Source organism: Burkholderia sp. MSMB1078WGS (genome assembly GCF_001528895.1).
Classification (GTDB): Bacteria; Pseudomonadota; Gammaproteobacteria; order Burkholderiales; family Burkholderiaceae; genus Burkholderia.
The window spans coordinates 245,068-259,627 of sequence record NZ_LPDI01000025.1; the positions used below are offsets into that span (position 1 = coordinate 245,068).

11 protein-coding genes and 1 pseudogene are annotated in these 14,560 nt (G+C 65.2%); 3 read left to right on the forward strand and 9 right to left on the reverse strand.

The genetic code is table 11. The features are described from left to right. Positions 1-182: 182 nt before the first annotated feature. The 3 genes from WT24_RS05915 (at position 183) to WT24_RS05925 (ending at position 3,431) form a co-directional block, all read left to right on the forward strand. Positions 183-1,232: an Ldh family oxidoreductase gene (locus tag WT24_RS05915; protein ID WP_060031851.1), complete on the forward strand. Its 1,050-nt coding sequence runs from the start codon at positions 183-185 to the stop codon at positions 1,230-1,232. A 141-nt stretch (positions 1,233-1,373) separates the two neighbouring features. Further along, complete coding sequence (locus WT24_RS05920; RefSeq protein ID WP_060031854.1) at positions 1,374-2,654, forward strand: MFS transporter; 1,281 nt, start codon at positions 1,374-1,376, stop codon at positions 2,652-2,654. Positions 2,655-2,699: 45 nt separating this feature from the next. Further along, positions 2,700-3,431 carry an ABC transporter substrate-binding protein gene (locus WT24_RS05925; RefSeq protein WP_060031857.1) on the forward strand — a complete coding sequence of 244 codons (732 nt, stop codon included), beginning with the start codon at positions 2,700-2,702 and terminating at the stop codon, positions 3,429-3,431. A 31-nt stretch (positions 3,432-3,462) separates the two neighbouring features. Here the strand turns inward: WT24_RS05925 and WT24_RS05930 are convergent, their stop codons facing one another. From WT24_RS05930 to WT24_RS05965, 9 genes and pseudogenes are all read right to left on the reverse strand, one after another. Beyond that, a complete protein-coding gene (locus WT24_RS05930) occupies positions 3,463-4,665 on the reverse strand; it encodes an MFS transporter (protein WP_060031861.1) in 1,203 nt (400 codons plus the stop codon). A 212-nt stretch (positions 4,666-4,877) separates the two neighbouring features. Then, a complete protein-coding gene (locus WT24_RS05935; RefSeq protein WP_060031864.1) occupies positions 4,878-7,214 on the reverse strand; it encodes a hypothetical protein in 2,337 nt (778 codons plus the stop codon). A 56-nt stretch (positions 7,215-7,270) separates the two neighbouring features. Beyond that, positions 7,271-9,544 carry a LamG-like jellyroll fold domain-containing protein gene (locus WT24_RS05940; protein ID WP_060031868.1) on the reverse strand — a complete coding sequence of 758 codons (2,274 nt, stop codon included), beginning with the start codon at positions 9,542-9,544 and terminating at the stop codon, positions 7,271-7,273. A gap of 405 nt (positions 9,545-9,949) precedes the next feature. Continuing rightward, positions 9,950-10,352: pseudogene (locus WT24_RS32240) on the reverse strand (M20/M25/M40 family metallo-hydrolase); the annotation flags it as partial. 36 nt (positions 10,353-10,388) lie between these two features. Next, complete coding sequence (locus WT24_RS05950; RefSeq protein ID WP_059500269.1) at positions 10,389-11,483, reverse strand: TrkA family potassium uptake protein; 1,095 nt, start codon at positions 11,481-11,483, stop codon at positions 10,389-10,391. A 61-nt stretch (positions 11,484-11,544) separates the two neighbouring features. Then, positions 11,545-12,879 (reverse strand): FAD-binding oxidoreductase, encoded by a 1,335-nt coding sequence (locus tag WT24_RS05955; RefSeq protein WP_059500268.1) that lies wholly within the window; start codon positions 12,877-12,879, stop codon positions 11,545-11,547. After that, positions 12,876-13,160 (reverse strand): hypothetical protein, encoded by a 285-nt coding sequence (locus WT24_RS34200; RefSeq protein WP_156441756.1) that lies wholly within the window; start codon positions 13,158-13,160, stop codon positions 12,876-12,878. The genes WT24_RS05955 and WT24_RS34200 overlap by 4 nt, the downstream gene beginning before the upstream one ends. A gap of 355 nt (positions 13,161-13,515) precedes the next feature. Then, entirely contained in the window at positions 13,516-13,791 is a 276-nt protein-coding gene (locus WT24_RS05960; protein ID WP_060031871.1) for a hypothetical protein, read from the reverse strand. Between the two features lie 168 nt (positions 13,792-13,959). Beyond that, positions 13,960-14,169 (reverse strand): hypothetical protein, encoded by a 210-nt coding sequence (locus WT24_RS05965; protein WP_034204620.1) that lies wholly within the window; start codon positions 14,167-14,169, stop codon positions 13,960-13,962. Positions 14,170-14,560 lie beyond the last annotated feature (391 nt).

Consider the following 14,560-nt stretch of genomic DNA (forward strand, 5'->3'; position numbering starts at 1 on the left):
GGCAAGCCTTCGCAGGCATCCGGTGGTTGGATTCGATTCGTGCGTACGACGCACCAATCGAACGAAAATATGCGTTTGTTGGGTGAACCGCTCCTGCACGATCATGTGCGAAACGCAAGCGTCGTGCCGTGCGCAGCCGCTTGAACCGCACAGCGTCCAAATCGAAGGAGACAACGCATTCCATGACCCAGCCCACTCCCACCCATGGCATCGTCAGCAAGGCCCATCTGACCGAGCTGACCGTCGAAGCACTCTGCGCGCTCGGCCTGACGCGCGCCGACGCGACGGACACCGCCACGATCCTCGTGCTTGCCGATCTGTTCGGTTTGCGCACGCACGGCACGAGCCGCATCGAGTCGTACGGCGCGCGACTGCGCATCGGCGGCATCAATCCCGCGCCTTCGATCACCGCCGAACAGGTGGCGCCGGCGCTTCACCGCCTCGACGGCGACAACGGCATCGGCCCGCTCGTCGGCTATCGCGCGCTCGATCTGGCGATGACCGCTGCACGCGAACATGGCATCGCCTGTGTGTTCGTGCGCGGCAGCAACCACTTCGGCCCCGTCTCTCCGTATTCGTACCTCGCCGCGATGCAGGGCTTCGCCAGCATCATCGGCAGTAACGCGACGACGACGATCGCGCCGTGGGGCGGCACCGACGCTCGCCTGGGCAACAGCCCCGTCGGCTTTGGCGTCCCGAACCCGAATGGCCGTCCGTTCATGCTCGACATGGCGATCAGCGTCGCGGCACGGGCGAAGATTCGCAACGCGCTCAAGCGCGGCGAACCGATTCCCGGCGATTGGGCAACCGATGCACACGGCAAACCGACCACCGATCCGAAAGCCGCGCTCGATGGCTTTCTGCTGCCGATCGGCGGCCACAAGGGCTACGGCCTCGCGCTGGTGGTCGATCTGTTCGCGGGACTGCTTTCCGGCGCGGCCTATCTCACGCACGTCAAGTCGTGGGAAGACGATCCTGAACAACCGCAGAATCTCGGCCACTTCTTCATCCTCGTCGATACGGCCAAGCTCGGCAGCACCGAATGGCTCGCCACGCATATGGCCGACCATGCGGCGATCCTGCACGGCTCCAAACCCGCCGATCCGGACGCGCCCGTGATCGTGCCAGGCGAGCTCGAACTCGGCCGCCTGGAGCGCCAGATGGCGGAGGGCATCGATATCGGCGCGGCCCAGCTCGCCATGCTGGAAGCGATCGCGCATCCGCGGCGCTGAACGCGTCGTTCGCGAGCGTGGCCCGCCACGCTCGCGCCGTTCCGAACACGCGGCGCGGCGGCGAACCGACCAGGCGGCGGACCGGATGGCGCGTACGAGCGCCCGGCCGTCAAGCACATAACAAGCTCCAGGGAGCGACAGGTGACAAACATTCGATGGCGCATCGTCCTGCTGCTGTTCATCGCAGGCTTCATCAACTATCTCGACCGTGCGGCGCTGTCCGTCGCCGCGCCCGCCGTCATGCGGGAACTGCATATGTCGCCGGGCAGCCTCGGGCTGCTGTTTTCGACGTTCTTCATCGGCTATGCGGTATTCAATTTCATCGGCGGATGGGCGGCGGACCGCTGGGGCGGCAAACGGGTTTTCTCGGGCGCAGTCCTGACGTGGTCGTTGCTATGCGGCGCGACCGGCCTTGCCAGCGGCTTCGGATCGCTGCTGGCCGTGCGCACCCTGTTCGGCATGGCCGAAGGTCCGCTCGCGACGACGATCAACAAGATCGTGAACAACTGGTTTCCGCACAAGGAATCGGCGACCGCGTTCGGCTTCGCGAATTGCGGCCTGCCGCTGGGCGGCGCGGTGGCGGGACCGGTAGTCGGCCTGCTGACGGCCGCTTACGGCTGGCGCGTCGCATTCGCCGGAATCGCGTGTTTCGGCCTGCTCTGGCTGGTGTTCTGGGTGTTCATGGCGACGGACAAGCCGTACCAGCATGCACGCGTCTCCGCTGAAGAACGCCGGCTGATCGAATCCGATCGAAGCGTCGCCGAAAGCCCTTCCGACCTGCGGCCCCTCGGCTTCTACCTCAGGCAGCCCGCCATTCTCGCGGCGATGATTTCGTACTTCGGTTACAGCTACATCCTGTTTTTCTTTCTCACGTGGTTCCCGACCTTTCTGACGATGGACCGTCACCTGAGCCTCAAAAGCATGAGTCTCGCGACGGTGCTGCCCTGGCTGCTGGGGTTCGTCGGCTACGGACTGAGCGGCGTGCTGTCGGACCTGATCTTTCGCCGGACGGGCAATGCCCTGCTTGCGCGCAAGCGGGTATTGATCGCCTGTCTCGGCACGGCAGGCGTGTGCGTCACGCTGGCCGGCGCCGTGACCACGACGCTCGGTGCGCTGCTGTTGATGGCCGTTGCGGTGTTTGCCCTTTATCTGAGCGGCAGCGCCTATTGGGCGCTGATCCAGGACACGATCCCCGGCCCGAAACTCGGCAGTGTCGGCGGATGCGTACATGCGATTGCAAACTGCGCAGGCATCGTCGGCCCGGCTGCAACCGGCTTTCTCGTGCAGGAAAGCCATACGTTCCTCAGCGCGTTCTTTCTCGCGGGCGGTATCGCGTTGGCCAGCGTGCTCGCCGTGGCGATACTGCTGAGGCCTCGCGCGCCGGCGCCACGCGCATCGAGCGATGCGCGGGTCTGTGGCTGAAGGCCCCGCGCCCGCCCATGAACGTCAGTTCTTCTTACCATCGACATGAAACCCGATCCATCCGTCATTCGCGCATTCACCCCTGCCGGCAAGCTGCGGGCATCCATCAATCTCGGGAACCCCATTCTCGCGGGCAAGGACACCTCGGGCGCCCCGACCGGCGTGTCGGTCGACCTGGCGCGCGCCTTTGCCGCAACGCTCGGTGTCGCGCTCGAACTGGTGGTCTTCGATACGGCGGGCAAGTCCGTTCAGGCGGTCAGCGACGAGCGGGCAGACGTCGGCTTCTTCGCCATCGATCCACGGCGAGGAGAAACCATCGCGTTTACCGATCCGTACGTTCTGATCGAAGGCTATTACATGGTGCGCGATGCATCGCCGATTCGCACCAACGACGATGTCGACCGGCCGTCGATCCGCGTGGCCGTTGGCGAGGGAAGCGCTTACGACTTGTTCCTGACGCGCGAATTGAAGCATGCGCGGATCGTTCGTGCGCCGACGTCTCCGACCGTTGTCCGCACCTTCCTCGACCAGGGTCTGGAAGTCGCCGCCGGCGTCAAGCAGCAGCTCGAGGCAGACGCACGTCGAGCCCCCGGCCTGCGCTTGCTCGACGAGCGATTCATGGTGATCCGTCAGGCGATGGGCTTGCCGAAGCGTCGCGGTGCGGCGGCAGCCGAGACGTTGCGCGCCTTCGTCGAGGAAGCGAAGACATCCGGGTTCGTCGCCGAGGCACTCGCGCGGCACGGGATTACCGGCGCGTCGGTTGCACCTGCCGCATAGGCCGATACGGCCCACGCGTCGCGGCCTGGCGTCAGTCCGGCACGCGCGCAGTCGATCGGGTCCGGACCACGCCGACGGCGACGAGCGCGCCGCCCAGTATCGCCATGCCGATCGACGTCAGCGTCACGACGAGTGCAACGCGCCCGTGATCGGGGAAGAGCCCGACGAGCAGCCCGGCAAGCGGCTGTGTCGCGTTGTTCAGCAGGACGATGACGCCCGTCGTCTTGCCGTAGTCCCGAGCGGGGATGATCGCCTGCCGTGCGCTGCGGATATACACGTTGAACATCTTGTCGAAGCCGATGACCATCAGGAAACCGGCAACGTACATCGCAATCGAACCCGACGTGCCCATCACGAGGCCACCCGCCGCGATCGCAACGAAGGCGACGATGCCAAGCCGCACGCGCGATACCTCGATACGCGCGACGAACAACAGGATCGCGACCGTCGCGATGGCGCCCGCGACCTGCAGCCCGGCATAGAAACCGCCTGACTGCCGAAACGTACCGGTCACCATTGCGGCCGACGTCGCAAGTGTCGTCCCGATCACGAGGTTTTCCGCCGCCGCGAGCAGGACCAGCCGCAAGAGCCCCGGCAGCGTGACGACATGCGTCAGCGCCACGCCGAACGGCGTATACCATGGCCCCGCCGCGCGTTCGGGAGGCGCCACGCGCGCCGTGCTGGTCCGTTGCCATACGAACATCGCCATATCCGCCGCGACAAACAGCAACGCCGCGCAAGCGACGGCCCACTCCCAGGTGCGCCATCCCAGTAGCGCCGCCGCGACGATCGGCCCGAGCACGACACCCGACTGATCGGCGAGCTGCGTATGGGCCAGCACTTTCTCGAAACGCTGCCGCGGAAAAATCTGTGGCAGCAGCACCTCCCGGGCGACGAGACCTTGGCTCGTGAGTGCGCCGCATACGGCGGACAGCGCGATCAACCAGCCGATTCCGCTCCAGGCGACATAGCCGACGATGCCGATCAGGCAAGCGACGGCCCGGCTGGTCTGGCTCACTCGCAACACACGAATTGGCGACACGCGGTCGCTCAGTGCACCGCAGATCGGAAAGGCGATGAATCGCGGAACCGTTTCGACGAAAAACGCGAGGCCGGACCATGTCGCTTTCTGAGTGACCTGAAAGACGACGAGCGGCACCAGAAAGAGCAGCATCTGGTCTGCCAGACGCGACAGAAAGAGAGAACCTAGAAAGGCCGGCTGCTCGACACGCATTGCGCGTATGCCTCTGCAAGATTGATCGGAAGGTGCCCGTGGGTACGCCTGCTTCGCCGGACGCTCGGTACGTCGATCCGGACGCGCCGCCGATGTTGCGCGGCTCGGAGCGGACCCGCCGATAAGCACGAGATCCTCGCCCTTGCCGCCATTCAACCACGCGCTCCGTCCGGTTGCAAACCGCAACCGGACGGTCGACAGGCCGATCGACCTCAATTGCTGAAGATCAGACCGCGAGCGGCGCCATTGACGTAAATCCGGCCGTATGTGTTCCAGTCGCCGGCCATCACGCCGGAGTCGCCGAATTGGTGCGCGTCGTCGTTGAAGCGCGCCCACGTTGCGCCGCCGTCGTCGGAATGGTAAATGCCCCAGACGCCGTTCAGCGTGCCTTCCACGTACACCGCGGCCGAGTACGGCGAACCGGTCAGCGCCTTGCCCAACGCGATCACGGTGGCGCCCGGCGTGCCGTTGGCCGACGCAAAGGCGCCGAGCTTCGCCCAGGTCGCCCCCGAGTCCACCGAGTGGTACACGGCCGTGCCGTCGGCCAGCCAAAGATCGCCCTCCGCGTTCGGATTGACCGCCATCGACGTATCCCGCCACGAATTCCAGGCCAGATTCGCGTTCACCGAGCCCTGGCTCAGCATGAAGGTGTGGCCGCCATCGTTCGAGACGTAGATCTTGCCCCGCTGCCAGCTCCACGACGCACCGCCCGAATCGTACGCATAGACCTTGTTCGGGTTCTTGCGGTCCGCGACCAGGCGATAAGCACGCGGGAAGCCGTTCCAGGTGGCGCTGAACGCCGGCAGGTTGGTCGCCGTCCAGCTGGCGCCATTGTCGGTGGTGTACGACGGCACCGAGTCCGGCGGTGCCCAGGTCACGTTGTTGCGGGACGGGACCGCCAGGTTGCCCACGTTGCTCTGGCTTGCCGCGGCGCCGTTGGGCAGCGACGCGAACGTCGCCCAGCTATTGCCGCCGTCGCCCGACCAGAAGCCCTTGGTGGCATGGCCGTTGGCGTTGTCGACGCCCGCGGCAGCGATGTACGTCGGATCGGACCACGACATATCGGCCGAATTGCCGCTGCTCCACGTGTTCAACGGGCCTTTCGTCGGCCTCGTCGAGAGGTCCGTATTGACCCACGTGCCGATGTCGCCGGCGCTGTTGATGAAGTTGTACGACGCACCGGGCGGCGCCGTGACGAGTGCGAGCGTCACGGTTTCCTCGAGGTTGTCGACCTTGGGGCTCCAGGTTGGCGTGGGCGACGACGCGTTCATGGTTTCACAGATACCGCCGCCGTGGACGTGCATGATGTGATCGCGATTGGCGGGGTCGATGGTGACGCTTTCCACCCAGCCGGCGCAGCCATCCGAGGCCATGCCCGTATGCGGCATGCCGGCCTCGATTTCGCGCCACGTGTTGCCGCCGTCGTCGGACAGCTGGATGGTCTTGCTGGTGTCGCTCCAGCCGGTCATGCCCAGTGCAATTCGGGCGGACGAGCCCAGACCGGAGACGGACAGGCCGCCGAAGCCGTTGCTGCTGGAACGGTTGAGCAGCGTCCAGTTGCCGTCGTTGCTGCCGCCGAACTTGTAGAGATAGCTCGGTCCGCCGATGCCCTGGCCGACGCCCGCGTTGAACACCACGTAGAAGTTGCCGTCGGACGTGCGCACGACGTGCGGGATGTAGTAGCCGGACACCGTCGGCGGGACGGGCACCGGGGTCCACGAGAAGCCGCCGTTGGTGGACTTGTACAGCGTCGACGTCAGGCCCGCTGCGTTGGCGTAGTCCGGGGCGACGGTGGCCCACATGATCCAGGTCGGCTGGCCGCTGCCCTTGCCCGACGTATCGAAGATCACCTGTTCGACGCCGATCGGGGAATTGCCGCCGCCGATCGTGGTGGAGGACAGGCCCGTGACCTGCGCCCACGTGCGGCCCGAATCGGTACTCTTCCACAGGCCGGCCGTGCGCGATCCGTAGAACAGCGTCGACGGATTGTTGGGGTCCACCTGCAGGCGCTCGCCGGTGGCCCGGCCGTTGTCGTTGCCGCCCACCGGGAACGGCAGATCGTAGTGCGTCCAGCTGTTCCCACGATCGCTGGAGATGTAGATGCGGCCGTTGTGACCTTGCGTCACGGTAATGCCGGCCATCATGTAGACGAGCTGATCGTCGTTCGGGTCGAGTGCGAGGCTTTCGACGCCGTGGAAGTCGCCCTCGCCCGCGCCGAAACCGATGCCGTCGGTGATGGGCGTCCATGTCGAGTCGGTCGCGTTCCAGCGGTACGCGCCGCCGACGTCGGTGCGTGCGTACAGCAGGCTCGCGTTGGTCGGATGATAGATCAGGCCGGTGACGTAGCCGCCCCCGCCCCACTTGACGCTGGTCCAGCTGGCCGCCGGCAGGTTGCTGCCGCTGCCGTTTCCGCCGGTCTGGTCACGCTTGGCGGCGACATAGGCCCCCAGGCTGGACGTGCTTGTCGTGCTGTCGGATCCGCCACCACAGCCCCATAACGTACACGCCATCGCCGCGACGGCGATCCGTCGTCGAGAAAACACGGTCATCGGAGAAATCCTTGAAGGAAGAGGTTCATCGCAGGGCCCGCCATGGGCCCGCGCAATCAATTCGCCATGAGCGATGCAATCTGCGCAGCGCCGAGCGCACCGCGATAGATGCGGAAATCGTCGATCAGGCCGTTGAACGTGGCGTCGGCACTGTATTGCGATTTGCCCAGCCAGTTCTGCGTGGTATCGCCAAGGCGGAACGGCGCCTGGAACATCGCCGTGTTGGTGCTGACGGGCGTACCGTCCACGTAGATCGTGCCGGTCGACCCCGACAGCGTGACGGCCACATGCACCCATCGCTTGCTCGGCAGCTCGGCGGGGGCGTCGATGACCTGTTCCGGAGGGCCGTCACCGGGGCCGTTGGCCGTCATGGCGAAGCGCATGCCGGCCCAGCCGTTGCGCGACTGCCCGCGCGGCGTGAACATCATGTAGCGGTGGAAGCCCGTGCCGAAGTCGAACAGGCGTGCCCACGTCTGCGAGCCGTTCCAGAACACCCAGCTGGCGATGGTGAAGTCCGACACATCGGTCAGCACATCGTCGGGCAACGCCACATACGCACCCGAGCCGTTGAGCGAGACCGCGTTGCCGTTGCGCCCCGTTGCCCACGTTGCGCCGTTGAGCGTGCCATTGCGCCCGTTGCCCGAACGATCGGCGGCCGTGATGCCGCTGCCTTCATCGAAGGCGAGGTGCGCAAGCAGCTGCTGCGCCGTGATCACTTTCACTTCGTTGGAGTGCGCCGATTCGCCCGCAATCGTTTGCGCTGTCACGACATAAAAATACGTGCCGGCACCGGCTGGCATGTCGGTATAGGTCAGCAGATCGGCGATCCCGCTCTGGATGGTGCTGTACGGTCCGCCGGCAATGGTCGCGCGCTTGACGTCGTAGCTCGTGGCATTGCTGCTGCCCCACCACGACAGCACCACCTTGCCCGCGCTGGCGTAGCCGGTCAGGCCGGTCGGCGTGGCGGCAGCGGGGCCGGGGTCGAGCGTGCAGGTGAGCGTGCCGTAGCCGAGCTGGTCGAAGCCGCCACTGTTGGGGCCGTAGTTGCCGCCACCGCCTTCCGGTGCCACGAGTTCGGCTGCGCGCTTGGTGTAAGGCGCCGCCAGGCCCTTGCGGTTGATGTAGTGGTTGGCCACCAGCGCCCAGCAGGGCCGCCCCAGCGCGCTGCCTTGCCCGCCGGCGGCGAACTGCGTCTGGATGACGCCGGCGCTGTTCTGGTACGTGACGAAAGGCACCGTGTAGAACGCGCCGTCTGCCTGCTTCAGGTTCGCCTTGGCCACGTATTCGGCGCCCGCCAGAAAGCGGTTGTTGTCGTAGCCGTACAGGTCGATGCCCTGATTCCACGCCATTTCGCAAATGGCGCCCGTCAGTGCAATGCCCAGCACACTGTGCCCCTGGTCCCGGCCGGCTTCCTGCCATTGCCCGAGGTTGCCGGGATGCATGTAGTACACGGCCTGGCGGATACAGCCGTTACTGCCACCGGTCTTGAAATGGGTGACGGCCTCGTCGACGAGCCCGGCATCGTCGCACAGCACGCCAATGGCGAGGACGCACGCGACGTTGGCCAGTCCCCAGTTGGCCCAGTAGTGCGTGTCCATCGCGGTGTCGATACGGGTCAGGAAAGCATGGCTGACCGGGTAGAAGACATTGCGCATCATCGCCTGAAACGCGGCGAGGCCGGCCGGGCTCCAACCGCTGTAGCTGCGCATGATTTCGGCTACGTTGGCGAACTCGTAGCCATAGATGCCGGCAGCGAGTGCCACGTCGCTGCCGCCGAGCGTCGTCAGCGTCGAGGCCCATCGGTCCAGATACTCCACTGCCTTGTCGGCGTAGCGCTTGTCGCCCGACACCTTCCAGCGCAGCGCGTCGCCGTAAGCGGCGGCGATGTCGTTGTAGAGGGCGCCGTAGTTCTGACCATGCGTCGGATCGTTGCCGCGATAGATGCCGACCTGCGGGTTAGGCTCGTTCGTCAGGCGCGTGTGACCGTTGGCAGCGAGCACGTTCCAGCTGTCGATCCACGGGGAAGCGTGCGCGCCGACTTTCGCGCGCATGCGTTCGAAATCCGCGTCGGTATGCAGCAAGCCAGGATGCGTGAAGGTGCGGGTTTGGGCAGTGCCTGCCGACGTCGCACCTGCGTCGATACCGTCCGAAGTCGGGGCCACGGCGGACGCTTGGCCGCCGCTGTTTGCCGATGCACGCTCACCGCCTGTAACCGCGTTCCCTCCGTCGCCGCCGCATCCGGCCAGAAGCGTTGCACCGAGCCCCATCACGAAATGGCGTCGTGCAACATTGTCGATGTCGCCGAGTGCGACGATTTCCCCGGATAGCATCGTCGATGCTCCCTTGTCTCGCATGTCTGGATCCCCTGTTTTTAGCTATCGTCAACGCGACGAAAATGTACTATCCGTTCCGTATCCATCAGGAACGGGGTGCATTCTATCCAGTGTGATAGGGATCCAATCAAGCGGAAAATAACAAATTCACCGATGACACGCACTTGTCACATCGGTGATGCAGGGATCGAGGAATGTGCGGAGCGGTCGGGTACAGCCGCAGAACTGGGCAAAGGTCGTCATCGCTTGCGAAGTACGAATGTCGCTTCATCATCCGACACCGACGCGAGACCTGAAAACTTTCACGGAATCCTTTCTATTCGTTAAACGAAATAAAATCGTCACCGGCCGTGATGTCGTGAAAAGCGGCGTCAACTCCCCTGCAGTGCCGGCACTGCCTCCCTACCGCCCCAAAACCCGCTCCACCAGCCTCACGAAATAACTCGCCCCCACCGACAGCAACGCATCGTTGAAGTCATAGCTGGCGTTATGCAGCAGGCAAGGCCAGCCGCCATGCCCGTGCACGCGATGATCGCTCGCCCCGTTCCGGAGAAACGCATAACAACCCGGCTTCTCACGCAGCATGAACGAGAAATCCTCCGCCGCCATAGTCGGCTCAACGGCTGCTCACCTGCGCGTCGCCCACCAGCTCACGTATCACCGTCACCGCCACCGCCGTCTGCTCGGCGTCGTTCACGGTCGCCGGATACTGGCGCTGGAAATCCACGTCGCTCTCGCAATCGAAGGCTGCGGCCGTCGCGGCCACCACGGCGCGCATGCGCGTCTCGATCAGATCGAGCGTCGCATGCCCTCATGGGCACATGACCCGAACCAGACGCCCTCACGCATCCGCATCCGGAATCCGCGCCGACTGAATCACCACCAGCGTATCGCCCGCCTCGATCCTGCACGGCGGATCCTCGTAAAACGAATGGATCTTCCCGCAGCGGTCGAGCCCGACCACGATCGCGCCCGGCACGACGTTCGTCATGCAGCCGATTTCATGCGGCAACGCCTCGCGCTCCAGCAGCGTCGCGCGACCGCGCGTCGACAGCATGTCGTTCACGAACGGCACGATGTAGCGGCTATGGACCGCGTCCGCCAGCAACAGCGCGCCGATCTTCGTCGACGACACGATCACGTCCGCGCCGGCCTGCCGCAGTTGCCGCTGGTACAGGTTTTCCTGGATCCGCACGACGATCTTCGTATCGGGCGCGATGCTGCGCACCGACAGCGTCAGCAGGATCGCGGTCGGATCGTCGGTCACCGAGATGATCACGGCCTTCGCCGCGCGCACCTGCGCCTGCTGCAGCAGATCCTCGTGCGCCGGATCGCCGAGCAATCCCGTCACGCCGAGCGACGTCGCCGCTTCGAGGGCCTGCTGTTGCGAATCGATCACGATGATCGTGGCCGGATCGACGCCGCTCTCCAGCAACTCGCGCACCGCGATCGACCCCGACAGGCCATACCCGCACACGACGATGTGATCGGACAGTTGCTTCTGCAGGCGTTTCATGCGGAATTCCTCGACGACGCGCTGGATCACGAACTGATACGCCGTGCCCAGGAAAATGAACCAGATGCCGATGCGGATCGGCACGATGAAGAATGCATCGAGCAGGCGCGCCCGCGCCGTGACGGGCACGATATCGCCATAGCCGACCGTCGCGACCGTGACCATCGTGAAGTACACGAGATCGGCCACGGTCATCGGCGTGCTCTTGGTCGAATCGCGCAGGCCGTCGCGATCGAGATACAGCACGAGAAACGCAAGCGTGCACAACAGCACGACCGCGCCGAGGCGGAACAGCAGCGTGCGCCGCGGCGATGTCGCGGGACGCGTGAACAGCGTGCGTGCGCGCGGCGCCTGCCACGGATCGCGGGCGCGACGCAGACGCAAGCGCAACGAGCGGCGCTGATCGGATGGCGTTGCCAACGGAAAATCTCCTGAAGGATGCGGGCTCGATTCTACGACGGGAACGCGTGTGCGCGGCCGGTCACAGCATGCTGCGCGGCCGCACCATCGTCCCGTCGACGAAACGCCGCGCACGAAACGCCGAGAGGTCGAGCGACGGCGCGCCCGTGTCGATCCATTCGGCGAGCAGCCGGCCGACGATCGGCCCCATCGCGAAACCATGCCCGCAGAACCCGGTCGCGATCGCGAGCCCCGCCGGCGTGCCGGGCGCATCGATCACCGGAATGCCGTCGGGCAGCACGTCGATCAGGCCGGCCCATGCCTCGACGACCTGCGCATCCTTCAGCGCGGGAAAGATCGCCTTGAGCTTCGCGAGCGCGCGCGGCGCATGGGCGCGATTCGGCTGGGGCTGCGGATCGCGCGGCTCGATCGGCCCGGTCGAGCCGTTGATGCGTGCGAGCACGTCGCGCCATGCGGACGCACCCAGATGCAGCCGGAATTTGTCGCGCTGCGACCAGAATTCCGGCCAGAAGAGACTCAAGCCGCGCAGATGGCCGAGCGTCAGGTCGACGTCGACCTGCATGTCGTCGGCGAGATTGATCGCACCGTTCTTGCGCTGCCGGATGCCGAGACCATGGCCCCACACCGTCGCTGCGGACACCGGCGGAACCACGTTGGTGCGCATGCAGGTGCCGCGCACGGCCTGCTGCGGCAGCCGGATGCCGACGCCGTCGAGCAGCCGGAAACTGGTCGCGCCGGCCGCGCAGATCACGCGACGCGTGCGGATCGTGCCGCGCTCGGTCGCCACGCCGACGACCGCGCCGCCGGCCGTCTCGATCGCGGTCACACCGCAGCCTTCGAAGAAACGCGCGCCGGCCTCGGTCGCGCGCGCCGCGAATGCGGCGGCCACGCGACGCGGCTCGGCCTGCCCGTCGGTTGCCGTATACAAGCCGCCGAGGGTACGCGCGTGCGTCGACAGCCCCTGCACGCGCTCGTCGATCTGGGCGCGCGTCAGCGTGCGCGTGTCGAGCCCGTGCTCGCGCGCGACGGCGAGCCACGCCTGGAACGAGGCCCAGTCGTCTTCGTTGTCCGCCATGTAGAGGCAGCCGCCCTGCCGCCATTCGAGATCGAAGCCGAGCGCCTGCTCCAGGCCTTCCCATATCCGCATGCCGGCCATCATCAGCGGCACTTCGGCCGATTCGCGCCCCTGCTGTCGCACGAAGCCCCACGCGCGCGTCGATTGCTGCCCGGCGATGCGCGACTTGTCGAGCACGACGGCTTTCAGGCCGCGCAGGCCGAGGTAGTAGGCAGCCGCGCAGCCCATGATGCCGGCGCCGGCGACAACGACGTCGGCTTCGGATGGAAACGCCGTATCGGCGTGGCTCAATGCGTCGTGCAGCGGATAGGTGGTGGTCATTGTTTTCTGTCGGAGGTCGATGCATGCCCGGCGAAGCTTATCGCGGCGACGGCGTCACATGAAGCGATAAATTTCGGAAAACCGTCATTCGGCCATCCCTTCGGGTCCGTCATCGCATTGACGCCGACCGCGGTGGCGCAGCCTGCCGAAGCCATGGAGCCGGAGCCGCATGTTGCGCCGACGATTGCCATCGCTCGAGCGTCGATACCGGCACCGGTGGAATCGTCGGCCGATGCCGGCTCTCCGACACCCGGCGTCGTTGCGGAAATTCCATCCGACAATGCGGGGTCGCCGAGCGCAACGCGAACTGCTGCGTCGAGAGGAGCTCGGCGCCCGACGCGATCGCCTTCTCGCCCATCCGGATTTTTTATCGATAAGGACTACAAATGTAACGACAGGCAATACCCGATCAATGCCGGAGCTGTTCGCGCTGGATCAGCTTCGGCGGCTGCTGTCCGTCGAGCGGGACGACGGCGAGCCGTTCGCGTATATGCCGACGTAGCGCGAACGCGCAATCGATGTGCGTCGGCTCGGCGGTGTCGACGGCGACATGTCGAGCGCTCGATAAACCACGCGGCCGTTTCAATCGGGACTTAGCGGTCAGCGCGGCGGGAAGCCGCCGCTGCGCCGGCGTCCTCAGTGCGAATAGCGCGTTTGAGTACCTGCCGCGCGATCGAACGGCTGCAGCCTCGCAAGCTGCTCGATCGACATCGTGACGACTTCGAGAACATGTCGCGCGATTTCGTCGTCGGCCATGCCCGCATTGATGTACCGCTCGATGCTCATCGTGCGGGGCGGATAGCTGCCGGTTTCGTCATCGACGATGTCGATCCTGGCTGTACGCTGCTCGGGCGACAGCACGATCTGGACAGTTTTGCCGTGAACGACGGTCTGCATGCACAAAGTGGACATTCGCAGTCTCCGATTGCGTTGGCTTCGGACGATCGATACCTCACAACAGGAGTCGTCAATCTACAAATTTCCGGACGCATTCGCAATATTCAGGCATGAATTCCCCGTCGTTCGGGGCCCAGCACCGCCGGTCGACCCGATGCCCGCATTGCACGGGCATGCGCTGCGCTATGCATAGCGGCTCAGCCATTCTTCGGAGAATTGTCTCGCGTACGCGACCGCTTCGGCTTCGGTGTCGAATTCGCCCAGCTTGCGGAACGCAGCCTCGCGGCTGAAACCCACCTTCGTGACCTCGACCTGCGCGGCGTATTTGCCCGCTTCCGTCACGCGCGGCTCGCAGTTCATTTCGTATCCGCGCATCAAGAATTTCTTCTGCATCGGTTCAACACGTTTTTTGAAACGGCGGAATCGTAGCACGCAGCTGCGCCGGCCTGAAAAGTGTATCCGCGTCGGTCTCACTAGAGGAAACCGTCGATGGATCGCCTTCCAGGAACTTCGACGATCCGTCGCGCGATATCCTGAAAAAATGGGGCGGATACGTCGGTCCGGCGCGTCCGCGCCCTGCGTTGGTGCATCGTGCGGCGATTACCTGCCGCCTCGTGTGGAATCGCATTGCGGCCGACAGGAATGCGGACCGGAAGGTGTCGAACGCGTCATCACAGGCATGCGCCGCGTCAAGCCGGGCGTAACTTCGTGACACACCTTTCACACAAACGCACCTTTCACCATACTGAATGACGACCATTTTGCGGTAAAGTTATCTTTTCCG

What these genes read in the sequence shown, in the direction of transcription:
- WT24_RS05930 (WP_060031861.1), bottom strand. Translation starts at nt 4,665, where the DNA reads ATGCGTGTCGAGCAGCCGGCCTTTCTAGGTTCTCTCTTTCTGTCGCGT.
- WT24_RS05965 (WP_034204620.1), bottom strand. Translation starts at nt 14,169, where the DNA reads ATGCAGAAGAAATTCTTGATGCGCGGATACGAAATGAACTGCGAGCCG.
- WT24_RS05955 (WP_059500268.1), bottom strand. Translation starts at nt 12,879, where the DNA reads ATGACCACCACCTATCCGCTGCACGACGCATTGAGCCACGCCGATACG.
- WT24_RS05915 (WP_060031851.1), top strand. Translation starts at nt 183, where the DNA reads ATGACCCAGCCCACTCCCACCCATGGCATCGTCAGCAAGGCCCATCTG.
- WT24_RS05960 (WP_060031871.1), bottom strand. Translation starts at nt 13,791, where the DNA reads ATGTCCACTTTGTGCATGCAGACCGTCGTTCACGGCAAAACTGTCCAG.
- WT24_RS05940 (WP_060031868.1), bottom strand. Translation starts at nt 9,544, where the DNA reads ATGCTATCCGGGGAAATCGTCGCACTCGGCGACATCGACAATGTTGCA.
- WT24_RS05935 (WP_060031864.1), bottom strand. Translation starts at nt 7,214, where the DNA reads ATGACCGTGTTTTCTCGACGACGGATCGCCGTCGCGGCGATGGCGTGT.
- WT24_RS05925 (WP_060031857.1), top strand. Translation starts at nt 2,700, where the DNA reads ATGAAACCCGATCCATCCGTCATTCGCGCATTCACCCCTGCCGGCAAG.